Origin of the sequence: Flavobacterium sp. I-STPP5a (assembly GCF_009764685.1) — a bacterium.
Lineage (GTDB): Bacteria > Bacteroidota > Bacteroidia > Flavobacteriales > Flavobacteriaceae > Flavobacterium.
The window spans coordinates 56,272-77,755 of the sequence record NZ_VHLM01000075.1; the positions used below are offsets into that span (position 1 = coordinate 56,272).

At 32.0% G+C, this 21,484-nt stretch carries 25 protein-coding genes; 8 read left to right on the forward strand and 17 right to left on the reverse strand.

The window, feature by feature from the left end; all coding sequences use genetic code 11:
• Positions 1–315 precede the first annotated feature (315 nt).
• From FJV36_RS13935 to FJV36_RS13970, 8 genes are all read left to right on the forward strand, one after another.
• Positions 316–1,170: a S1 RNA-binding domain-containing protein gene (locus FJV36_RS13935; protein ID WP_158727869.1), complete on the forward strand. Its 855-nt coding sequence runs from the start codon at positions 316–318 to the stop codon at positions 1,168–1,170.
• A 718-nt stretch (positions 1,171–1,888) separates the two neighbouring features.
• Positions 1,889–2,719 carry a 1,4-dihydroxy-2-naphthoyl-CoA synthase gene (locus FJV36_RS13940; RefSeq protein WP_158727868.1) on the forward strand — a complete coding sequence of 277 codons (831 nt, stop codon included), beginning with the start codon at positions 1,889–1,891 and terminating at the stop codon, positions 2,717–2,719.
• 74 nt (positions 2,720–2,793) lie between these two features.
• A complete protein-coding gene (locus tag FJV36_RS13945) occupies positions 2,794–3,315 on the forward strand; it encodes a PH domain-containing protein (protein WP_158727867.1) in 522 nt (173 codons plus the stop codon).
• Positions 3,315–4,826: a PH domain-containing protein gene (locus FJV36_RS13950; protein ID WP_158727866.1), complete on the forward strand. Its 1,512-nt coding sequence runs from the start codon at positions 3,315–3,317 to the stop codon at positions 4,824–4,826. Before FJV36_RS13945 ends, FJV36_RS13950 begins: the two co-directional genes overlap by 1 nt.
• A gap of 46 nt (positions 4,827–4,872) precedes the next feature.
• Entirely contained in the window at positions 4,873–5,835 is a 963-nt protein-coding gene (gene menA, locus FJV36_RS13955) for a 1,4-dihydroxy-2-naphthoate octaprenyltransferase (RefSeq protein WP_158727865.1), read from the forward strand.
• Between the two features lie 29 nt (positions 5,836–5,864).
• Positions 5,865–6,542 (forward strand): metal-dependent hydrolase, encoded by a 678-nt coding sequence (locus FJV36_RS13960; protein WP_158727864.1) that lies wholly within the window; start codon positions 5,865–5,867, stop codon positions 6,540–6,542.
• Between the two features lie 154 nt (positions 6,543–6,696).
• Entirely contained in the window at positions 6,697–7,932 is a 1,236-nt protein-coding gene (locus FJV36_RS13965; RefSeq protein WP_233264523.1) for a tetratricopeptide repeat protein, read from the forward strand.
• A 38-nt stretch (positions 7,933–7,970) separates the two neighbouring features.
• On the forward strand, positions 7,971–9,017 hold the full coding sequence (locus FJV36_RS13970; protein ID WP_158727863.1) for an o-succinylbenzoate synthase: 1,047 nt from the start codon (positions 7,971–7,973) through the stop codon (positions 9,015–9,017).
• A gap of 20 nt (positions 9,018–9,037) precedes the next feature.
• Here the strand turns inward: FJV36_RS13970 and FJV36_RS13975 are convergent, their stop codons facing one another.
• From FJV36_RS13975 to FJV36_RS14055, 17 genes are all read right to left on the reverse strand, one after another.
• A complete protein-coding gene (locus FJV36_RS13975) occupies positions 9,038–9,514 on the reverse strand; it encodes a nuclear transport factor 2 family protein (RefSeq protein WP_158727862.1) in 477 nt (158 codons plus the stop codon).
• Positions 9,515–9,763: 249 nt separating this feature from the next.
• Entirely contained in the window at positions 9,764–11,797 is a 2,034-nt protein-coding gene (locus FJV36_RS13980; protein ID WP_158727861.1) for an OmpA family protein, read from the reverse strand.
• Between the two features lie 82 nt (positions 11,798–11,879).
• Complete coding sequence (locus FJV36_RS13985) at positions 11,880–13,658, reverse strand: Ig-like domain-containing protein (protein ID WP_158727860.1); 1,779 nt, start codon at positions 13,656–13,658, stop codon at positions 11,880–11,882.
• Positions 13,659–13,935: 277 nt separating this feature from the next.
• Positions 13,936–14,286: a hypothetical protein gene (locus FJV36_RS13990; RefSeq protein WP_158727859.1), complete on the reverse strand. Its 351-nt coding sequence runs from the start codon at positions 14,284–14,286 to the stop codon at positions 13,936–13,938.
• A 1-nt stretch (position 14,287) separates the two neighbouring features.
• Positions 14,288–14,635, reverse strand: coding sequence for a hypothetical protein (locus FJV36_RS13995; protein WP_158727858.1), 348 nt, complete (start codon positions 14,633–14,635; stop codon positions 14,288–14,290).
• A gap of 48 nt (positions 14,636–14,683) precedes the next feature.
• Positions 14,684–15,010, reverse strand: a complete 327-nt coding sequence (locus FJV36_RS14000) for a YtxH domain-containing protein (protein WP_158727857.1) — start codon at positions 15,008–15,010, stop codon at positions 14,684–14,686.
• Positions 15,011–15,041: 31 nt separating this feature from the next.
• Positions 15,042–15,194, reverse strand: a complete 153-nt coding sequence (locus FJV36_RS14005) for a lmo0937 family membrane protein (RefSeq protein WP_144890608.1) — start codon at positions 15,192–15,194, stop codon at positions 15,042–15,044.
• A 37-nt stretch (positions 15,195–15,231) separates the two neighbouring features.
• Entirely contained in the window at positions 15,232–15,384 is a 153-nt protein-coding gene (locus tag FJV36_RS14010; protein ID WP_140344716.1) for a lmo0937 family membrane protein, read from the reverse strand.
• Positions 15,385–15,409: 25 nt separating this feature from the next.
• The gene (locus FJV36_RS14015; protein ID WP_158727856.1) at positions 15,410–16,033 is read right to left on the reverse strand and encodes a porin family protein; all 624 of its coding nucleotides are present in this window, start codon (positions 16,031–16,033) and stop codon (positions 15,410–15,412) included.
• A gap of 338 nt (positions 16,034–16,371) precedes the next feature.
• Positions 16,372–16,557: a general stress protein CsbD gene (locus tag FJV36_RS14020; protein ID WP_158727855.1), complete on the reverse strand. Its 186-nt coding sequence runs from the start codon at positions 16,555–16,557 to the stop codon at positions 16,372–16,374.
• 191 nt (positions 16,558–16,748) lie between these two features.
• Positions 16,749–17,684 (reverse strand): MlaD family protein, encoded by a 936-nt coding sequence (locus tag FJV36_RS14025; RefSeq protein ID WP_233264522.1) that lies wholly within the window; start codon positions 17,682–17,684, stop codon positions 16,749–16,751.
• On the reverse strand, positions 17,656–18,411 hold the full coding sequence (locus FJV36_RS14030) for an ABC transporter ATP-binding protein (RefSeq protein ID WP_158727854.1): 756 nt from the start codon (positions 18,409–18,411) through the stop codon (positions 17,656–17,658). The genes FJV36_RS14025 and FJV36_RS14030 overlap by 29 nt, the downstream gene beginning before the upstream one ends.
• A 1-nt stretch (position 18,412) precedes the next feature.
• Positions 18,413–19,204: an ABC transporter permease gene (locus tag FJV36_RS14035; RefSeq protein ID WP_158727853.1), complete on the reverse strand. Its 792-nt coding sequence runs from the start codon at positions 19,202–19,204 to the stop codon at positions 18,413–18,415.
• Positions 19,205–19,257: 53 nt separating this feature from the next.
• Positions 19,258–19,731 carry a hypothetical protein gene (locus FJV36_RS14040; protein ID WP_158727852.1) on the reverse strand — a complete coding sequence of 158 codons (474 nt, stop codon included), beginning with the start codon at positions 19,729–19,731 and terminating at the stop codon, positions 19,258–19,260.
• A 336-nt stretch (positions 19,732–20,067) separates the two neighbouring features.
• Positions 20,068–20,205, reverse strand: a complete 138-nt coding sequence (locus FJV36_RS14045; protein ID WP_158727851.1) for a hypothetical protein — start codon at positions 20,203–20,205, stop codon at positions 20,068–20,070.
• An 11-nt stretch (positions 20,206–20,216) separates the two neighbouring features.
• Positions 20,217–20,690, reverse strand: a complete 474-nt coding sequence (locus tag FJV36_RS14050; RefSeq protein ID WP_158727850.1) for a Dps family protein — start codon at positions 20,688–20,690, stop codon at positions 20,217–20,219.
• 287 nt (positions 20,691–20,977) lie between these two features.
• Entirely contained in the window at positions 20,978–21,313 is a 336-nt protein-coding gene (locus tag FJV36_RS14055) for a DUF892 family protein (RefSeq protein WP_158727849.1), read from the reverse strand.
• Positions 21,314–21,484 lie beyond the last annotated feature (171 nt).

Here is a 21,484-nt window from a genome sequence, read left to right on the forward strand (position 1 = left end):
AGAAAATCGTATTTGTTTTTTTTAATTATCATAGTGTTTGTGTAACAGCTAACGAGAACAAAACCTCATAAAAAGGTGCTTCTGTTGTTTATGTTATGAAAACGATATTTCCTAATCTAGCCCCGATGGAAGTGAGTATCCCACGCTTTTGGGCGTGGATACTGCGTACAGCGGGACTACACGTCATAAAAAAACGAAGGTGGGTGCTCCTAAAAAGGAAAAGAGGAGCTATTTCCGTATTAGTTTTTTTGTGGACGGTTTCTTAATATCCTACTTTCAAACTTCGTACCTTTGCACTTTACAAAATACAATATAATGATTGAAATAGGAAAATACAATACGCTAACGATATTACGTGATACCAAAGTGGGTTTGTTTTTGGGAAATCCAGAACAAGATCCAGAGGGAATTCATGACATTTTGCTTCCCAATAAATACGTTCCCAACGAATTTGAGATAGGTGAGGAGTTGATCGTGTTTGTGTATTTGGACCATGAAGAAAGACCAGTTGCTACCACTCTGGAACCTTATATTTTATTGAATGAGTTTGCACTTTTGAGAGTGAATTATACCAATCAAATAGGAGCGTTTATGGATTGGGGAATGGAAAAGGATATTTTGGTTCCGTTTAAAGAGCAGGCGCGCCCTATGGAAAAAGGAAAACGCTATTTGGTGTACCTTTATATGGATGAAAAAACCAATAGATTAGTCGCTTCTAGTAAATTGAATCAGTTTTTGAAAAATGAAAACTTAACTATTGAAAAAGGAGAGGAAGTTGATTTGATTGTGTCGCATATTACGGAGTTGGGAATCAATGTGATTATCAATGAAAAGTATAAAGGATTGATGTACAAGGATGAAGTGTATGATGACGCCATTCGAACGGGAGACCGTATGCGTGGTTACATTAAAACAATCAGGCCAGATAATAAAATTGATGTTTCCTTGCAAATACAAGGATATCAAAGTATAGAACCCAATGCCGAAAAAATTCTGGATGAACTGCGCGCAAGCAGAGGTTTCTTGAGGTTGACTGATAATTCTCATCCAGAGGACATTAAAACGGTGTTGAAGATGAGTAAAAAAACGTTTAAAAAAGCAATTGGTTCTTTATACAGGGAGCAATTGATTGAAATTAAGGATGACGGAATTTATTTAGTTAAAGAATAAAAAAAAAGAAAGACTAATCTATAAAGGTTAGTCTTTCTCTTTTTAATACTACAATAAAAAAATAGTACAAGTATTAAAATGTATTAATGGTTGAAAGAAACGGTATGTGCATGCTCATCAATAGTATTTATAACTATTTTTAAGATGTAACAGCGACATTAGTTGCTTTTGACCTCTTTTATTATATGTTCAATTCATTGCGCTAACGTGAAAAAATATTTTCGCTATGACCTTGGTTTTTCTTTAATAGATTAGATTATTTTCTAAAAAATATTTTTAATACTGTTTTGCACAGCAACAAAAGAAAATAATACTTTGGTTAAACCTCAGGTGCTACTTTATTTTTACTACGACTAACATTAATGACTTGTTCATAGATTTTTTGCTCTGGAATTCTGAAAAAATAAAGCGAATAATTTCCTTAGAAAAAAGAGCGGTAACATTTTTAATGATAAACAATACATTCTTTTTTTAGGTTAATAACTCAGTGAAGTATAATTAAGAAAATCAACTTTAAAGCTTGTAATAAGATGATTAACCTATTATAAAGTTAAAAAATAGTACGCTAATAACCATTAAGAATATCGTTTTTTTTTCTGATTTTTAACATTTTAAATCCTTTCATCAGAGAAGGATTACCATAAGCTTATTCAAAATAGACTAGATATAATGTAAAAAATGATTTATTTTTACACTGAAATATTTTAAAACAATTATCATGAACTGGATTACTGCCAAAGAGTACGAAGATATCACCTATAAGAAATGTAACGGCGTTGCAAGAATTGCGTTTAACAGACCTGATGTGCGCAATGCTTTTCGACCAAAAACTACTGCCGAATTATACAATGCTTTTTATGATGCACAAGAAGACACCTCAATAGGTGTAGTTTTGTTATCAGCTGAAGGACCATCTTCCAAAGATGGCGTGTACTCTTTTTGCAGTGGTGGCGATCAAAACGCTCGTGGCCATCAAGGTTATGTGGGCGATGACGGACAACATCGATTGAATATTTTAGAAGTACAACGATTAATTCGTTTTATGCCAAAAGTAGTTATTGCTGTAGTGCCAGGATGGGCAGTAGGTGGTGGACACAGTTTACATGTAGTGTGCGATATGACACTTGCTAGTAAAGAGCATGCTATCTTTAAACAAACCGATGCAGATGTAACTAGTTTTGATGGAGGTTATGGATCAGCTTATTTAGCTAAAATGGTGGGACAGAAAAAAGCTAGAGAAATTTTCTTCCTTGGCCGTAATTATTCGGCTCAAGAAGCTATGGATATGGGTATGGTGAATGCTGTGGTGCCTCATGATGAATTAGAAGCTACGGCTTATGAATGGGCACAAGAAATTTTGCAAAAATCGCCTATGGCTATTAAAATGCTAAAATTTGCTATGAACTTGACTGATGATGGTATGGTGGGCCAACAAGTATTTGCTGGTGAAGCTACTCGATTAGCGTACATGACCGAAGAGGCAAAAGAAGGTAGAAATGCATTTTTAGAGAAAAGAAAACCAAATTTTGAAAAAAAATGGTTGCCATAAAAAGTTTTAAGTTTTAGGTTTTCAATTCGAAAAATCTGAAACGTTACACTTTAAAACTGAAACAAAATAAAAAAATGCAAAACTTTTCGAACGAAATAATTGATACCGATTTACTCCCAAAATATGAGGAAGTAATTTTTACAAAATTGCATCCAAAATATCTTTTTGTGGTGGCAATCAAGCTTGCTATTTTGATTATTGCACTAATTGCAGCTCCTTTTATTTATTTGTATTTTGAACCAGATGGTTTTTCAGGTAGAATATCATTTTTATTAGGTTTAATGTCTCCTTTTGTATTGCTATTTATCGTTTTATTTGCGCTGCTTAGTTTTAGAAAAAAAGGTTTTGCATTTAGAGAGCATGATGTTTTGTATCGATATGGAGTTTTGGCAACCAATACAATCATAATTCCTTATAATAGAGTGCAACATGTAGCCTTACATGAAGGATTTATATCTGGTTTTTTTGGCTTAGCCGAAATAGAAATATTTACAGCGGGCGGAAGTTCTAGTGACATTCAAATACCCGGAATTGAAAAGGAACAAGCCGAAAATATAAAACAGTTATTGATGGTTAAAATTCAAAAACAACTGTGATGGATGTAAGTTTTAGTGCGCCGCAAAGACAATCTCCAGTGGGAGTGTTGGTGTTGTTTTTTTATGCTTTACAAAAAAATGCTCGCGCTTTTTGGCCGCTAATTGTAGTATATGCTTTTAAATTCAAGGAGTTAAATATTTTGTACTTGGTTACGGGTATAGTGTTGTTTTTAATATCGATAGGGGTTATATCGTATTTGAAATACCGCAGTTTCACCTTTTTTTTAGATGCTGAAAAAGAAGAATTTATTATCTCTGATGGGATTTTAAACAAAACCAAAACTGCCATACAGCTGGATAAAATTCAACAAGTAAACATCAATCAGTCTTTTATTCAAAAACTAATTGGCGTTTATGAATTGCATGTAGATACGGCTGGAAGCTCCAAAAAAGAGGGTCATATTAAAGCTATTTCTCATGAAGTGGCGTTAGAATTAAAATCGCGTTTGCTTGACCAATCGGCTTTAAAAACAAGTCAAGATTTAGATATAAATTCAAACCTTGCTGATATAGAAGCAGAAGCAACTGAGGCGCCTTTTGTAACCATAGGGTTGCTGAGTTTGTTAAAGTTAGGAATTACCTCAAACTACGGTAAAACAATAGGATTAATTATCATTTTTGGAAGTACTATTTATGAAAATTTTAGAAAATTCAGTGAGAGTGATTCCGTGTATCAAGAACAAGTTAATTCTTATGTTGATAAAGGTTTAGCTTCTCAATCTCTTGTAGTAGGTTTTGTATTTGTATTAGCAGGTGTATTGGTGCTGAATATTGCACGGGTAATTATTCAATATTATGGGTATACAATTGCACGTCAAAAAAATTCTATGTTATTGTCTTATGGATTATTCAATTCTAAAAGCACCATTCTTAAGCCTGACAAAGTCCAAATTACAACCATTAAAAGAAATTTTTTCCAAAAAAAGCTCGGAATATTAGAATTAAGAATAAGACAAGCTACTAGCGGTACTGCCGAAGATAGAAAATCTATCATTGAAATTCCAGGATGTAGTGATTTAGAGAGTAGTTCGGTTTTACAATTATTGTATGATCAAATACCTGAAAAAGGTTTAGCCTTGAAGCCTAATTTTAGAGTGTTAGCTGTAGCGTTATTGTTGTATATCCTTCTTCCTGTTTTATTGTTCTACGCCATAGGAGCTTGGATGGAACCCGCTGCATTTGACTTTGTATATTTAGTTCCTGTTTATGTAATTTTTATAGGTTTACTACAGTATTTCAAATTCAAAAATAATAGATTGTTCATTCATGATAATTTTATCATCAAGCAAAGTGGTGGTTGGGATATCAGCACGGCAATTATCGAGCCTCATAAAATACAAGCCATTTCCACATCGCAATATTTTTGGCATAAAAAATTAGATCTTGGTTCTGTTATTTTGCACACTGCTGGAGGAACTATTTCGTTCCAGATGGGTAATTTTACAATTTTAAAAAGTAAAGTAAATTTGTGGTTGTATCGAATGGAAAAATCCGATAGCAACTGGATGTAAAAGAAAAACTCAATTCATAAGGGATTGAGATTTAAATAAAAAAATTATGAAACATTGGATTGAGGCCGCGCGTTTACGCACACTGCCATTATCAGTATCTGGAATAATCGTAGGAAGTATGTATGCTCTTGCAAATCCTACCGAGAATATTTTAACACCTACCGAAGTATTTAGTTGGGCCATTTTTGGTTTAGCGCTTTTAACTACTTTAGGATTGCAAGTGCTGTCTAATTTTGCTAACGATTATGGTGATGGCGTTAAAGGAACTGACAATGAAGATAGAATAGGGCCTAAACGTGCCATACAAAGCGGTGTAATTACACCACAGTCCATGAAAAAGGCAATTATTATTACTTCAATAGCTACATTGATAGCTGCTATATTATTAATTTATGTCTCCTTTTCAGATACAAATATTTTCTACTCCCTATTTTTTTTAGTGCTAGGGGTAGCGGCTATTATTTCGGCCATTCGTTACACGGTAGGAAAATCCGCTTATGGTTACCATGGTTTGGGAGATGTATTTGTATTTATTTTCTTTGGATTAGTGAGTACTTTAGGCGTTCATTTTTTGTATACTAAACAATTGGATTTCAATTTGTTTTTACCTGCCATTGCAATAGGATTATTAAGTACCGGTGTTTTGAATTTGAACAACATGCGCGATGAAGTCTCAGACAGAAAATCAAATAAAAATACAATAGTGGTTAAAATAGGTGGAGAAAATGCCAAAAAATACCACTATTTTTTAATTATAACAGCCATGTTGCTTGTTGTAATTTTTGCTGTAATCAGTCAGTACAGGGCAGACCAGTATTTGTTTACCATCGCATTTATTCCATTATTAAAACATTTGAAAACGGTTTACAACAATAAGAACCACAAAGATCTTGACCCTGAACTCAAAAAATTAGCCTTGAGCACCTTTGCTTTAGCCATCTTATTATCAATATGTATGGTTTCTTTCATTCAAGATTTATTTGTAAATTTATTTCTCGGCGGAAGATAATTTACGAGCTAAACTTTTAAACTATAACAATGAAAATAACATTTTACGGTCACGCATCATTAGGAATAGAAGTTGGTGGCAAACACATACTTGTTGATCCATTTATATCGGCAAATCCTTTAGCAGCCCACATCAACATTGATACTCTAGCAGCTGATTATATTTTATTAACTCACGCACACGGAGATCATATTCTTGATGTAGAAGCCATAGCTTCAAGAACAAACGCTGTAATTGTATCCAATGCTGAAATTGCAGGATATTATGGTGCAAAAGGTTTTCAATCGCACCCAATGAACCACGGTGGAAGTTGGAAATTTGATTTTGGTAAAGTAAAATACGTAAATGCAATTCACTCTAGCTCTTTTCCAGACGGCTCTTATGGAGGAAACCCTGGTGGTTTTGTCATAGAAGGCGAACATAAAAATATTTATATTGCAGGTGATACGGCACTTATCATGGATATGAAACTCATTCCATTGCGAACAAAACTTGATTTAGCCATTTTACCAATAGGTGATAACTTCACCATGGATGTTGAGGATGCTATCATTGCATCGGATTTTGTAGAATGTGATAAAATTTTAGGATACCATTTTGACACTTTCGGGTATATCGAAATCAATAAAGAAGACGCCATTAGAAAGTTTTTCAATAAAGGAAAAGATTTAATGTTGCTAGAAATTGGGAACTCTATTGATTTGTAATTTTTTTAGGAGCTATTTCCTGCTATTCGTTACAATCTTTTACAAAGCCGTAAGCCTTGATAGGCTTACGGCTTTATAAAAGGATTTTCACTGCTATCAGGGCTATGAAAATACCATTCATAAGTACTAAAGGTACTCCTAAACACGTTTTAGAATGTCATGTTATCCATTATTTTATTTTACCATGCTAAATAAAAAGCTATTTATTTTTGTTCTATTCTTACTTTCTATCCAAACTATTTTTGCTCAACAGGATGGTTATTGGGATAAAACCAGAGCTACAACAGAAGAAATTACGGTATCTGCACGAGACAGAATCATCATCAAAACTCAAGATTTTCCTGAGGGAACCACTGAGGTTGTTTTTAGAATAACCCTCTTGGATAAAAGTCAGCAAATGGCTGGAAGTTTGGTTTCAGTTTTAAAATCAATTCCAGATCCTACAGGAATTAGTCAGGGATCAGCAGGAGCTGTTTTTATTTTGTCTAAAATTTCAGGAGATGATACCTGTAAGTATGCCATATTTACAAGTACCGATGCAGCAGCACAGTATCAAGAAAACGGAAAAACAGATACTGCCTGTTTGGTTCAAAACACACCAATAAGCAAAGATGCCAAACGACTTTCAACTGATAAATCGTCTTGTATGCAAGGCAACAAGGGAAACTTATGGTTTGGTTTTGAAAGTAAAAACTGGATTATGAACCAGAAAATAATTTTAGAAGTTGTTCCTTGGGTTAATAAAAAGTTAAGTCGTGGCTGGACAATTGAAAACAGAAAGTCTATTATTGATCAATGTAAAACATCAAACTTGGCTCAAAAAATGAGTAATTCTGATGATTTTTGTGTTTGTATATTAGATAAAATTCAAACTAAATACACCTTTTCCGAGTTTCAAAAATTGTTAGCTGTAGAGCGTGCAAAAGCGTATAAAGATTTTGGTACTAGTTGTTTTGGCGAAAGCAACCTTTCGACTGCTGTTTATGAAGACTTAAGAAAACAAGCTGCTGGATTAGCAAAACAAGGCAAACATGGTGAAGCCATACAAAAAATGACTACTATTATCAATGATGGAAAAGCTTCAGCGCTGGATTATAATAATCTAGGATACAGTTATCTGGTGACAAAACAATATGCAAAGGCATTGAAATTTTTAAAAGAAGGGCAAAAAAAGGATGAAACAGAATTGTTAATTCAGCTTAATTTGGCGCATGCGTATTTGTTAAACGAAAATTTTTCATTGGCCAAAGCCATTTATAAACAATACCAAACTCAAAATGTAACGGATAGTTTGAGTTGGATACAAAAAATTAAGCAAGATTTTGAAGCCTTTAAAAAAGCTGGAATCGTGTCTAATGATTTTGAGAAAGTTTTAAAAATAGTAGATTAAATCAATCAAGATCTTCACTTACACCAAAAAAATATATTTTGAAAGCAACCTATCACAAATACATTCTTAATTTTAAACGCCCATCAGGCACTTCTCGGGGGGTAATGAACGATAAAGAAACTTGGTTTATAGTATTAGAACAAGATGGCAAAAAAGGAATTGGTGAGTGTGGTATTTTACGTAGTTTAAGTATTGATGACCGGCCTGATTATGAAGAAAAATTAAAGTGGACCTGCGAAAATATTCACTTAGGAAAGGAAAAACTATGGGAAGCTTTATTAGAATTTCCTTCTATTCAGTTTGGTGTAGAAATGGCTTTTCAATCTCTAGAGAGCGAACATCCATTTGTGTTATTTCCATCCAAATTTACTGCTGGCCAAGAAGCAATTGTAATAAATGGACTGGTATGGATGGGTGAGGAGCAGTTCATGAAAAAGCAAATAGAAGAAAAGCTGTCTGATGGTTTTAAGTGTATTAAACTTAAAATAGGCGCCATAGATTTTGATGCAGAACTACAATTACTTAAGTTTATAAGAGATCATTTTACACCTGAGCAAATAGAAATTCGGGTTGATGCTAATGGTGCATTTGCGGTAGAAAACGCTTTAGATAAGTTACTACAACTTAATGAATTTAAGATACATAGTATTGAACAGCCAATTCAAAAAAATCAAATTGAAAATATGGCAGAGCTGTGTGAGAAAACTCCATTTCCTATAGCGCTAGATGAAGAGTTGATAGGAGTTTTTTTGAAAAAGGATAAAGAGCAATTATTACTTCAAATAAAGCCACAATATATTATTTTAAAGCCAAGTTTTATAGGCGGTTTCAAAGGCACTCAAGAATGGATAGACTTGGCTGAAAAGCATAAAATAGGGTGGTGGATTACCTCTGCGTTAGAAAGTAATATAGGATTAAATGCCATAGCGCAATGGACATTTGAGAAAAATAGTGCTATGCCACAAGGATTAGGAACTGGAGCTTTATACACTAATAATTTTGATTGTCCGCTTGATGTTGCAAATGGTCATTTGTGGTACAAACCTACAACTGATTGGGATTTTGACTTTTCAAAATTGGTATAGAAAATGGAAATTGAATGTCACTATTTTGTATTTTTAGCAATATACTTCCGAAGCGATTCTTGAGCTTGTTGTTGAATTTTACCTTGAAAAAAACCTGTCCATCCCAATAAAAATCCAGTTATTCCAAAGGCTTGCTTAGACCATTTATAAAGGTCAAAATCATCAGTATGCTTTATAATTAAACCGTCTTTAAATTGAAATTGGGCATTAATTTTGTTGATTACAGTTCTATTTGTTTTGCTAAATAAATAAGTTGCTTCCCAGTTTACTGATCCCGTAAACTCATTTGCTTTGCAATCAGAAAAAATCACTTTCAAATTTCCGTTACTTCGTTCTAAGAGCATTTTCCACATTTGGCAAACATCATTTTCTTTTAATAAACCAAAAACTGGATCACGAAATTCAATTTTAGAATGATAGCATTCACACATCGTTGAAGCATCAGCATTTGTAAAAGCAGTATAGAATTTAAATATGGTTTTTTCGTTTGGTGTCATAGTTACATAAAGTGAGAAGTAAAAATAATAATTTAATGTTATACTTTCGGTTTTTATAATAAGAATGAATAAAAATGAAATTTTATTGATTTGTAATATGAATTCTTAATTCAATATACATAGCGTATTCAGGGTTGATATTTGTAATTTCATTTTGTGAAAAAAAAAAATTTGTAAAAAAAGAGGATAGACTTTTAAGTTTCTATCCTCAATTTGAAATTAGTAAATGGTATTCTATATTATCGAGCTTTATTTGACTACCGGAATGATATCAATTATTACAGTTCTATTATAAAAACGTTCTTCAGGAGTCTTGTTATCAAATGGAGACTTGTTTTCATTTTCACCATACCCAGATACATCAAATTTAACATCGTTTCTGCCCATTTTTTCTAAGCTTTTTTGAAGTATGTTTTTGACATCATTTGCACGAGCTATTGATAAATCTAGATTATAAGCCTCTTCACCTATAACATCTGTATGACCTTTAATAATTACTTTTGCACCAATAGGAATTTTAGGTGTAACTATTTCAGTAAGATATTTATCGTAAATTGATATTGCTTTAGATGTATTAAATTCATAGATGATGCTGTATCTTGTACCTATTTCCATTTTTGCAGGAGTCCAAAGAACCATGTGAACCGGAGTTTCTTTCTCTACAATTTTACCACTTTTAGTTTGACCAATCATTTTTACTTTATAATCACCTTCAGGACGGCTACCTAGTATCATTTTTCCCGGTATGCTTACCTCATCTTTAGTATATGGACCAAAAGACTGAATTTTTCCTTGCTCATCAGTCATTTGTAAAGACCAAGAGGAAAATGCGTCTTTAGCTCCTTTGTTATTAAAAGTAACATAACTTTCAACTGGTGCTTCTTGAGATGCAATGATCTGTACTGGTTTTAATGGAGCATCAGGACCACTTTGAAATTCCATCAATAAATCGGCGGAATTACTTTCAATAGAAACTCTGCGATCTCCCTCACGTAGTAAAACCAGTTCTAATTTTCCTCCAGGTTGTTCTGATGGGATATTTGGTTTGTTTTGACCTTTAGTAGTAATTCTAGAGGCATTTATTGCAAATACATTTACCAAATACGTTTTAACAGATTCAGCCATTGTCAGACCATCTGTATTGTCATTATTTGATGAACCAACTAACATGATTGTTGATGAAGGATTTTTTTGCATACGATCGCCTAATATGTTAAGCACGTTGTAATAAACCGTCATTTGTCGTTTTGAACGATCTGACAAATTTTTTGGTGCAAAAGTTTCTAGTTGGTCTTCCTTGAAGTCTTTCACTTGGTTTTTCGTTAATACAACGTAACGATTTGGAATTTGTGTAGACCCTTCATTAAAGAAAACATAGTTTCTAAGTGGGAAAATTTCAGTCATTCTTCTTTCTCCAGGAACATTGATAGGAGAATTTACGGAAAATTGTACTTCAGGATCTTTAAATAAATCTGTTGCTTCTTGAATCTCTTTTCCTTGTCCAAATTTAAGCGCAACACCAGCTCTAATGGTAGTTATATTCCAAGTTTCTGAAGCACGTGGATTTTGACCAAAATAAGGTTGGAACGAAACAAAAGGGGATAATACAAACTGTGTTTTGTTACGCACCGATGAAAGTGGAATATCATAACCAGCGCCTATTTGCATAGACAAAATGGTTTCTTCAATTTCACTAAATTCACCTGTTACAGCAGGAGAAGGAGCTTGATTGGGGAATGCTGGATTTATACCTAACTGATATGTAAATGACTTGTCAATATTGAATGCTAATCTTGGTCCTCCATAAAGATAAAAATTAGATTTAAATGGTGCAAAACGTACACTTGGCTCTATTGTAAAATAACTTAAGTCGGTTGATAAATCTGCTGGACAATCACACGCTGTTTTTACTTGGTCAAACGAGCTTTCTCGATTATCAAATCCTGCCTGAAGCATCACGCCCCATCTTGAACTTGCAGGACGATATTCAATCAATGGTGCAATAAAAAGAGCTGCTCCATTCCCATCATGAAAAGTAGCAGGAGGTGTAAAACTGGCATTCAGCTGATTCGTTGAACCTCTGTAAAAGTTAAAATTGGTAGCACCTGCAACACCAAAGAACCAAGAAGGTTTGCTGTACTTAACAGCTGGAAATTCCTGTGCTTGTGCAGTTGTTTGTGTACCCAACCATGTCAAAGAGACTAATAAAAGTCCTTTAAAAGAAAGGTTAGTAGGAGACCAAGAATTACTTGGTCCCTTTTTGAAATAATTTATATTGTCCATGATTTATTTTTTTATTTTTAATGAATCTATTCCTTAGAGTGATATATACGAGTACGATTCTAAAATTTGTGTCGTTAATTGGTTAATTAGTGGGTACGTTAATAGTTGTATTTACCATTGTTACCGAAGCTACAAGTGAAATTGCTCTACCGTTTAATACTGTTAAAAAAGGATTTGTACTATTAGCAGGAGACGACAAAGTCACCCCAGAGTTGGCTATAATATTTCCTACCATAACTCCACCACCAGCGTAATTAATAACTGCTGCAGTTCCTACATACCAATACACATTATTAGGATTACCAACACCATTTAAAAAGGTAACACTACTTGGCGTTGAATCACCTACTGTTAAAGAAGATGGTGCTTGAAAGTACCATTTAGCATTGGGATCCCCATTTGCATTTAAGGTAAGGTTTCCGTTAGTAATGCTGAAAGAGCTTGAAGCGGTGTAAATACCAGGAACTAATGTTAATCCTCCTAATTCACCAGCGCCAGGATTAGCAACACCTCCAGGCATAGAGGCTGGAGAAAGACTGTTGTAGAGATCTCTCGCTGCATTTAGTCCTGCTAATGCTGCAGCTGCTTTTGTAGCATTTCCAGGAGCTGGAGCATCAGTAAATATTCCATCAGTTACAATTCCATTATTTAATGGAGTTACAGTATATACATCACCACTTGTACCATCAGTAAAACCTGTTACTAAGGTTGCAGCTGCCGTTGTACCAATAGCACCGTTGATTACAGTTAATAATCCTTGATTTGTTATTCCAGCATTCCCTCCAAAAACTCCAAAGAACAAACCACTTGTGATAACAGGAGGTGTTACTACAACATTTGAGGTTGTGAAATTCCAAACGTAGTTACTAGCTAGTGGAATACCAGCTAAACTTTTAGCACCTGTTGTAATTGTTGCTGTATAAACAAGTCCAGGATTAAGAGCATTTACTGGATTAAATGATGCGGTAGTACCTCCAGTATACAGTACAGCGCCCGGTATTACTGTAGTTCCTTGTCTTAAAGTAAAAGTCGTTGTGTTTATAGTTAGCGGATCCATTGCAATGCTAAAGTTTGCAGTAAGTGTTTTGTTTAAATCAACTCCTATAGCGCTATTAAATGGATCAGTAGCGGTAACTGTTGGAACAGGAACAGTTGTGAAATTCCATACATAATCAGCAGATAGAGGTGTTCCTTGCAAACTTTTAGCAGCTGTTGTTATAGTAATGGTATAAACAGTATTAACAGTTAAAGGATTTGTAGGTACAAAAGAAACTGTTGATCCAGAAAAAGTTATTGCGCCTGCAATTGTGTTAGTCCCTTGTTTTACAGTAATTGTTGAGTTGTTTATTGTCAAAGGGTCCATTGGAATACTAAAAGTTGCAGTAATAGTTTTATTAAGAGCAACGTTTTGTTGATTGTTTGTAGGATCAGTAGTTATTACAACAGGAACGATAATCATTCCAGTAGAAAATGTCCACACATAATCTGTTTGAAGAGCATTGCCCATTACATCTTTTACTCCAGTTGTAATCCTACCCGTATAGGTAGTATTAGCGCTTAGAGGATTTACCGGGGTAAATCTTGCTGTTCTTGCGCTATACGTGATGGAACCAGAAACTACTGTGCCATCTGCTTTTGAAATAATTAAAGTAGACGGGTTAATTGTTGATGCATTTATCTCCTCATTGAAAGTGACCGAGATAATTTGATTAAATGGAATGTTTAAAGCGCCATTAGTAGGAATTGTAGATTCTACAACTGGGCAAACACCTACTGTTTCTATAAAATCGTCTTCTGCACAACCAGAAATTAATGCAAAAAATAATATTGCAAAGAGTAATAGTAAATTTTTAGTTTTCATTTTTTATAATTTTAAGGATTAAGTATTCTACATAGCAAAGGTTGTTATGTTAGTGGCTTAAAGAGTTATATAATTAAATAATGAAGTAGTAAGATTAACTTATATTCGCAAATTTTTTAGGCATTGAAATCAGCAAAGGCAGTATAGAACGTTGTGACTGTATGCGGTTGCTGCTATTGGTTTTGAATTTAATAAACCTATTGTAATCATAAAAAAAGAGGATAGCTTTTTTGGCTATCCTCTAATGAATATGTAAATCTTTATATAAAAGTTTCTATTAAGATTGCTTGTCCTGAGTAAAATTCTCAGCTTTTTTACTTACAAAGTTAGTTATTGCAAATTGTAAAATAGTACCTAGAACCTTTGTGATCGGATTATGGGTAGAACCTAATAATACTTTTTTTGATAAATATCCTGATGCAATACCAATAACACTGTTAAGAATATTTCCTTTAAATTCTGAAGTTTTTGTTAACTGTCCAAAAGCATTTTTTATAAGGTTTACAGGTTGTAAACTTTCATAAGTAACATGATATTGATCCTTAAGTTGTAGGAGTTCAAAAGCTTGTTTTTCTTTCAATAATTGAATAGCTTCTTTTAGCATCTCTGATTCAGTTGTCTTTTTCATATTAACTGGTTTTAAGCATTTTGACAATTATTAAATTACTGATAGGCATTTTTATCCATTTGTCTTTAAAGTAATACAGTAAAACTGTTATTACTAGATAAAAGGCGCCAACAATAAAAAAACCATAATAGACTTTACCTACAAGCTCGCCCACCCATAACGAAAGCCCAATGTTTGAAAGAAAAATAAACATCGCAAAAACAACAGAAATTGCCATTCTAGAGATTAATGATGAAACCACATCGGCAGTTTTATCAATTGCATTAAGTTTAGCTAACTCTATTGAAGTTTTAGTGTAATTCTCTGCTCTTTCAAAAAGCATTTCTATTGATGATGCATTGTTTTCCATTTTCCTGAAATTTATATCAAAATTAATTTTTTAAGAAAGTAATACAAATTATATTGAATTAATATCCTTTTTTACTTCGTTGAAAGAAGCTTTACCATGAGCTAGGAGATCTTCACCATCGTGTTTTACTTCATTCAGTTTAGATTTTCCCTCGGCAATTAATTTCTCGCCCTCTGACCAAATTTTTTCATATTTCTGAGTAATAGAACCCAAAATGTTATCCAATTTATATTTTAATTCGTCAGTGTAATCATTGCTTTTGTCAGCAATTTTTTTTCTTGTGTTATCACCTTTATCTGGTGCAAACAAAACTCCTAATAATGCTCCTACAGCAACTCCGCCTAAAACTCCTAATATTATTTTATCTGATTTCATAATGTAAATTTTTAAAGTTATAATTATTAATTTATACGTTTCTACCTGAGATAAGTCTAAACAAGATTGCTATTACAGCAATTACCAATAAGACATGAATTATTGAACCTACGCTAAAAGCAAAGAATCCGATTGCCCAAAAAATTACCAAAATGACTGCTATTGTATAAAGAAGATTACTCATGTTTTATAGTTTTAATGATTAGAATTAGTATTGAATATTATATTTTTCTACCAGAAATTAATCTGAATAGTATAGCTATAACCGCTAGAACAAGAAGAATGTGAATGATGGATCCAACACTATAAGCAAAAAAACCGATTGCCCAAAAAATCACTAGAATTACGGCTATTGTATAAAGAAGATTACTCATGATAGGTATTATTAAAAGTTAAAAATTAGTTTAATCTTAGACCTACGTACGCACTAAATACACTGTTTTTTGCATCAGAAGATGTAAAACTATCATCTTTACCAATCTTAGTCAACCCGTAATTATAACGAACACCAAAGTTTACCACGTCTAAATCAAAACCTAAACCTCCAGAAATACCAGCATCAAATTTATTGAAATCATCAGTATCTAATGTACGAACTGATGAACCAAGATTAGAATCATTTGTTGTTTTACCGCTAACCATGTATGCCAAATACGGACCTACTTGTACATTGAAATTATCAGTTAAATTAGCAACAAGTAAAATAGGAACTTCTATATAGTTAATATTGAATTTTGCTGTTCCATTTACACCCAAAACGCTATATACTAATTCAGATCCTTTGGTGGTATAGTTAATTTCAGGTTGAATTGCAATACTGTTTGTAATAGGAAACTTAGCGTACAAACCTGCATTGAAACCGGTTAAAACATTGTTATCATCAACGGTATCTGTATATAAGTTTGAAAAGTTTAGACCTCCTTTAAAACCAAAAGCTGGAGTTTTATCCTGCGCCTGTATTCCTGTGAATGATAATAGCACCAAAGCTAGTGATGTGAAAATTAAATTTTTAGACTTTTTCATTGTATTTGTTTTTTATTGATTTGTATGATACAAAGGTCAATAATTAACACTGTGTAGTTGTTACATTACTTTTAAGGAATGTTTCAAGATTCACACCTTAGAATTATTACGAGTTGGTTTTTTCTAAAATTTTTAAAAAAGGGGTTAAATAAAAAAATGCAAGTTTTACAACTTGCATTTTCTTAAGATATTTTATTTTTACGATCAACTCTACAAAAAATATTCATTTTATTTTTACATTTTCGATGTGCTTTATATATTAACCTAAAGGATTTCTTAAAAAGAATATGAATTTATACCTGCTCTATTACTTATTTTTAAGTAGTTTTAAAAAAAAATTATAAGGATTGAAAAATAACAATAAGTTTCTCTCTAGTTTTTCCTAGTTTGTCTTGGTATTTTTTAAGCATTTCTTCTTTTTTAGATTTTGAAAATAATGACTTGTTGCTAGTCAAAGTAACAAATTTTTCTTTTAATTTCTCCTTTTGTTCTTCCCAATTTCCCTCCAAATCATTTGAATTCATACTTTTGATTATTAATAGTGAAATTTTTTTCACTTTACAAAGTTGTCAAAATTCAAACCAACTTAGTTATCTGACTATTGCAAATTGTTCTGATTGGTACTGATTTGTAAGCTAACTTCGTGTCTTTAAATTATTATATCTAAGCTAGAATTAAATTTCTAAAATTGGCTTGGAACCCCATACCAGATAGGTTATTTGTTTAGTGAATCATTTTTTAGATCTATTTTCAATGCTTTTTTCATTTCTGTTTCTTCAATTTCTTGTGCTTCCTCGAGTTTTTTATCTTCTTCTTTTTTCTTCTTAGTGAAAAAACCTCTCAGTAAAAAATTATGTTTTGCTGCCTCAATTACTTCATTTAAGCCTTTTGTTGCTGTTTTTACATTGGTTAAAGATGAATCTATGGTATTCCCCATTCGCTCATTACTAATAAGTTTAGACAAAGCACCTTTTCCATTGTTCATGTTTTTTGTGAAATTTTTAAACTCGGTTGTGCTTTCTTCTAAATTGGCAACTAAATTATTTACGCTATTCCCAAATTTTTTATCCGAAACTAATATTGATAAAGCTCCATCACCATTATTCATGCTGGAACTAAACTGTGCTAATTCAGCAGTTATCAAGCCCGCATTATCTACACTTTTTTTAACACTTACCATCAAATCCTCCATTTCAATAGCTTTTTTTGATTTAATGTAATCCTGATCATTGATCAATATATTCGATTTCTTTCCTGAGGTTATTGTTAAGACCTTATCGCCCATTAAACCATCCGAATTGATGCTTGCGAAAGCATCTTTCTTAATGTATTTACGAACTTCCTCTTTGATTACCATTTTAATTACTACCGAAGTATCATTGAGGAATTCAATATCCTCAACAGTTCCAATATTTATTCCTGATAATCTAACATTGTTACCTACTGCAAGTCCATTAACCGAATTGAATTTTGAATACAATTCTATAGTTGATCCAAATAAGTTTTTTTGTTTGCCTACAAAATATATAGTTCCTATAAATAAAAATAGTCCAACTAGTACAAACATGCCTAACTTCCATTGGTATACCGATTCTTTTATCATGGTTTTTTTAAGTTTTAATTTAAATAAAAAAGGAACGAACCCATTCATCTTCACTTTTTTCTAGTTCATCATATGTTCCTTCTATATGTACTACACCGTCTTTTAAAATTAAAATTCTATCAGCCGTAAGTCTTGCACAAGGCATATCATGAGTTATTATGATTGCTGAGGTCTTATTTTTATGCCTCAGTTCTAAGATTAGTTCACTTATTTCTCTAGACGTAATGGTATCAAGTCCTGTTGTAGGTTCATCATATAATATTATTTCTGGTTTAAGAATTAAGGTTCTTGCAAGCCCTATTCGCTTTCTCATTCCACCAGATAATTCAGAGGGCATTTTATCTATTGCTTCATTTAATCCTACACTCTCTAGTACTTCTAAAACATGTTCATTAATTGCGTCTTTTGTTAATGTAGTATCGTGTCTTCTTAAAGTAAAAGAAAGGTTTTCACGCACACTCATAGAGTCATATAAAGCAGCATTTTGAAATAGAAATCCAATACGAGTTCTAATTTTGTTTAATTCGTTGATTTCTAAAGAATTGATTTCTTGGTTAAATACAGTAATAGTACCACCGTCTATTTTAATAAGTCCAACAATACATTTAATAGTAATTGATTTTCCTGATCCGGATTTCCCTAGAACTACAAGATTTTCTCCTTTGTTTAAATTAAATGTAACTCCTTTTAAAACTTCATTTGTACCAAAAGTTTTGTGCAAATTTTTAATTTCAATTACAGTTTCTCTATTTTGAAGGGGGTCATTTTTTTTCATATCAAAAAAATAAATCAGTTACCTGAACTGCCAGCATATCAATTATAAAAATGGTTAACGATGCGGTAACTACTGCAGAATTTGCAGCTTTACCAACACTTTCTGTACCATTTTCAGCATTATATCCTTTATAACAGCCTATCATGCCAATAAAATATCCAAAGAAAAAAGTTTTGATAGTAGCCGGAAATATATCCACAAACGTAATAGACTCTAGAACTTGTGCTATATAGCGTTGTATATTTACCTCCCCATGTATGTTTATCCCCATATACCCTCCAATTATTCCTATTCCATCAGCATAAATTACAAGCAAAGGAATCATTAATGTGGTCGCCATAATTCTTGTTACGACTAAATATTTGAAAGGATTGATGGCCGAAACTTCCATGGCATCAATTTGTTCTGTTACTTTCATTGATCCAAGTTCAGCTCCTATTCCTGATGCTACTTTACCAGCACAAATTAAAGCAGTAATTACAGGTGCAATTTCCCTGATTAATGATAGTGTAACCATACTGGGCAACCAAGATTCAGCTCCAAATTTTGCCAAAGTTGGTCTTGATTGTAAAGTAAGAACTAAGCCCATTATGAATCCCGTAATAGTAACCAGTGGCAAAGATTTATATCCTATTATGTAACATTGTTTAAGTAACTCTTTGAATTCATAAGGAGACCTAACAGCTTCTTTAAAAAAACGAATTGCAAATTCTGTAGCTTTACCCACCTCAATAAAACTTTCATTGATATAAGTACTTAGTCGTTCTTTTTGTATCGTTAATGATTGGTTCATTGCTTTCTTTTTTTGTTTTACGGCATTAAAATTTAAAATAGTTTTACTTCATTTTAAAAACTCATATTTGTTTTAACTAACAAATTATCTCCCAATTCTTTAATTTTATCATGCTGATTTGTTAGTAGTATTTGTTGCTGTTGTAAAATTTTACTCAGCTTTTTTGGAATAAAATCGGTGTTATTAATCAATGATTTTTTATAAACAGTGAGTATTTCAAACTCAGTGTATTCCAGTCTGTTTAAGACGTCTTCTTTGTCTTTTATGAAATTAGTAATTTTAATGTTTTCCCAAATTATATCGATAAAATTAGTTTTACGAGAATTATATTTTGGAGAGCCATTAATTTTTTTTAATTCAAAGATCAAATCGTCATTAAACTGATTACTAGTTCTTTCAAACTCATTAAACAATTGAACTAAATCATTTTCAGACAATGCTTTTTTTGCATTTTGATATGCAACAACCCTATCTTTATGGGATGCTATTAAATGGTTTAATACATCAATTGATATTTTAACATCCATATTTTATCATTTTAATTATGTTATTTCTTTTCTTACCTTTACCTGATATAGTCTTCAAAAAAATCTCAAAACAATATATTTCTATTTGCAAAATTCCAATAAACACCTACAAATATTGTTATATAACTTTATTGAAAAGTTGTAATATTTACTGTTAATCTTTTTTGGCATAGGTTTAAAACAAGTACTAAATTTAAACACAATAGATCCTTTTAAAGAATAATTTTTTCCGTTTATTTATAAAAAAAGGCTGTTGTTTCCAACAGCCCAAACTAACCAAACCCCAACCTATTTTTAACTACATAACTTTTAATAAAAGGAATGTGTAATTCTTATTTAAGCAAATTTCAAAGTGCTAGTGTTTATTGCAACCGTATTTTTTACAGTGCTAATATATCTTTGAGACGGAGCTGTTTTTCCTACTCTACAGTTACTAATTGATGGTCTTAAAACCTCATTTTTTAAATTGATCATAATTTTTATATTTATTCTAAATATCTTCTTAGTTTCCAAGACATTGTTTCATGATCTTTCATTAATCCTGTAAGAAAATCAGCTGTTCCAGCGTCGTTATTTTTACTGTCACAGGTATCAATATCTGCTCTTATTTGTATTATTAATGTTTCATGATCTTTAACAAGTTCTTGTAACATTTCTTTTTGAACTGGATATACATTAGGAGACTCTTTTATAACAGATAGTTTACTAAACTCGCTCATAGTACCAATAGTTTTTCCACCTAATTTGCTAATGCGTTCTGCAGTTTCATCAATAGATGCTTCAAGTTGAGTATATTGAGATTCAAATAATTGATGTAATTCCATAAAACTTTGCCCTGATACATTCCAATGAAATTTTCTAAGTTTTATATATAAAGTCATTTCATTTGCTAAAAGCGAGGACAAAATGGATATGCTGCTCTTTAAGTGTTCTTCGGTAATTCCAATATTTAGTTTCATAATGAGTTTTTTTTTAATAATTATTGATTGTTATTCGAGCGGTCCTTTATTGTTTGTAATCAAAAATTAAATTCTTTACAAAGATGAATATTGTATATCAATATGGTATTACATTATTATTTCAAAAAGTTATATGATTTACATTTTCTATTGGAAAACAGTATTGTCGTAATTTAATGGTATTGAGCTGTTTAATCTTTTAAACTTAGTAGCTTTAGATAAAAATTTACTTGTAATACGTTTAAAAAATCAGTAGCGTGGCAGGTCCATATTCAATTTGATATATATTATGGAGTATTATTTTGGTTTTCATATAATGAAGCATATTTCAGAATGATACTTTTTTCTCCAATAGAAATAAAAAAGTCTTCGAGGCGCTGAATGTGATCTTTTGTAAATTGTAGATGAGTTGCAAGTGCTTCCGAAATTTCTTTACTATCAGCTTTATAGATCAATATTGGAATCGATATTAAAAGTGATTTTTCATTAAAATATATGTCTTGCAATTCCTCAAGATACATATTTCGGCAGGTTTGATTTTTAGGTCCTATAAACGTTGAATCACTTTTATTTGAGTAGGTATTTTTTAATAATTCAAGCCTTTTAATTTTAGAATTTCTCATGTTATGAATTGTTAGAAATTTTATGAATAATTATCAATAGCGTACTAAACATTTAAAAAAAGAAAAGAAAAAGAGGGTAATTTTTGTATCTCAAATTAACTTTGAGTTGCACAACAAAAAAGCCCTCTTCTATGTCAAATATAACTTTGTTTTCTCAAATAATTTCAAAAT

Bases quoted from the DNA above. Each gene is read 5' to 3' on its own strand.
- FJV36_RS13935 (WP_158727869.1), top strand. From the start codon at position 316: ATGATTGAAATAGGAAAATACAATACGCTAACGATATTACGTGATACC.
- FJV36_RS13940 (WP_158727868.1), top strand. From the start codon at position 1,889: ATGAACTGGATTACTGCCAAAGAGTACGAAGATATCACCTATAAGAAA.
- FJV36_RS13945 (WP_158727867.1), top strand. From the start codon at position 2,794: ATGCAAAACTTTTCGAACGAAATAATTGATACCGATTTACTCCCAAAA.
- FJV36_RS13950 (WP_158727866.1), top strand. From the start codon at position 3,315: ATGGATGTAAGTTTTAGTGCGCCGCAAAGACAATCTCCAGTGGGAGTG.
- menA (WP_158727865.1), top strand. From the start codon at position 4,873: ATGAAACATTGGATTGAGGCCGCGCGTTTACGCACACTGCCATTATCA.
- FJV36_RS13960 (WP_158727864.1), top strand. From the start codon at position 5,865: ATGAAAATAACATTTTACGGTCACGCATCATTAGGAATAGAAGTTGGT.
- FJV36_RS13965 (WP_233264523.1), top strand. From the start codon at position 6,697: ATGTCATGTTATCCATTATTTTATTTTACCATGCTAAATAAAAAGCTA.
- FJV36_RS13975 (WP_158727862.1), bottom strand. From the start codon at position 9,514: ATGACACCAAACGAAAAAACCATATTTAAATTCTATACTGCTTTTACA.
- FJV36_RS13980 (WP_158727861.1), bottom strand. From the start codon at position 11,797: ATGGACAATATAAATTATTTCAAAAAGGGACCAAGTAATTCTTGGTCT.
- FJV36_RS13985 (WP_158727860.1), bottom strand. From the start codon at position 13,658: ATGAAAACTAAAAATTTACTATTACTCTTTGCAATATTATTTTTTGCA.
- FJV36_RS13990 (WP_158727859.1), bottom strand. From the start codon at position 14,286: ATGAAAAAGACAACTGAATCAGAGATGCTAAAAGAAGCTATTCAATTA.
- FJV36_RS13995 (WP_158727858.1), bottom strand. From the start codon at position 14,635: ATGGAAAACAATGCATCATCAATAGAAATGCTTTTTGAAAGAGCAGAG.
- FJV36_RS14000 (WP_158727857.1), bottom strand. From the start codon at position 15,010: ATGAAATCAGATAAAATAATATTAGGAGTTTTAGGCGGAGTTGCTGTA.
- FJV36_RS14005 (WP_144890608.1), bottom strand. From the start codon at position 15,194: ATGAGTAATCTTCTTTATACAATAGCAGTCATTTTGGTAATTTTTTGG.
- FJV36_RS14010 (WP_140344716.1), bottom strand. From the start codon at position 15,384: ATGAGTAATCTTCTTTATACAATAGCCGTAATTCTAGTGATTTTTTGG.
- FJV36_RS14015 (WP_158727856.1), bottom strand. From the start codon at position 16,033: ATGAAAAAGTCTAAAAATTTAATTTTCACATCACTAGCTTTGGTGCTA.
- FJV36_RS14020 (WP_158727855.1), bottom strand. From the start codon at position 16,557: ATGAATTCAAATGATTTGGAGGGAAATTGGGAAGAACAAAAGGAGAAA.
- FJV36_RS14025 (WP_233264522.1), bottom strand. From the start codon at position 17,684: ATGAATGGGTTCGTTCCTTTTTTATTTAAATTAAAACTTAAAAAAACC.
- FJV36_RS14030 (WP_158727854.1), bottom strand. From the start codon at position 18,411: ATGAAAAAAAATGACCCCCTTCAAAATAGAGAAACTGTAATTGAAATT.
- FJV36_RS14035 (WP_158727853.1), bottom strand. From the start codon at position 19,204: ATGAACCAATCATTAACGATACAAAAAGAACGACTAAGTACTTATATC.
- FJV36_RS14040 (WP_158727852.1), bottom strand. From the start codon at position 19,731: ATGGATGTTAAAATATCAATTGATGTATTAAACCATTTAATAGCATCC.
- FJV36_RS14045 (WP_158727851.1), bottom strand. From the start codon at position 20,205: ATGATCAATTTAAAAAATGAGGTTTTAAGACCATCAATTAGTAACTGT.
- FJV36_RS14050 (WP_158727850.1), bottom strand. From the start codon at position 20,690: ATGAAACTAAATATTGGAATTACCGAAGAACACTTAAAGAGCAGCATA.
- FJV36_RS14055 (WP_158727849.1), bottom strand. From the start codon at position 21,313: ATGAGAAATTCTAAAATTAAAAGGCTTGAATTATTAAAAAATACCTAC.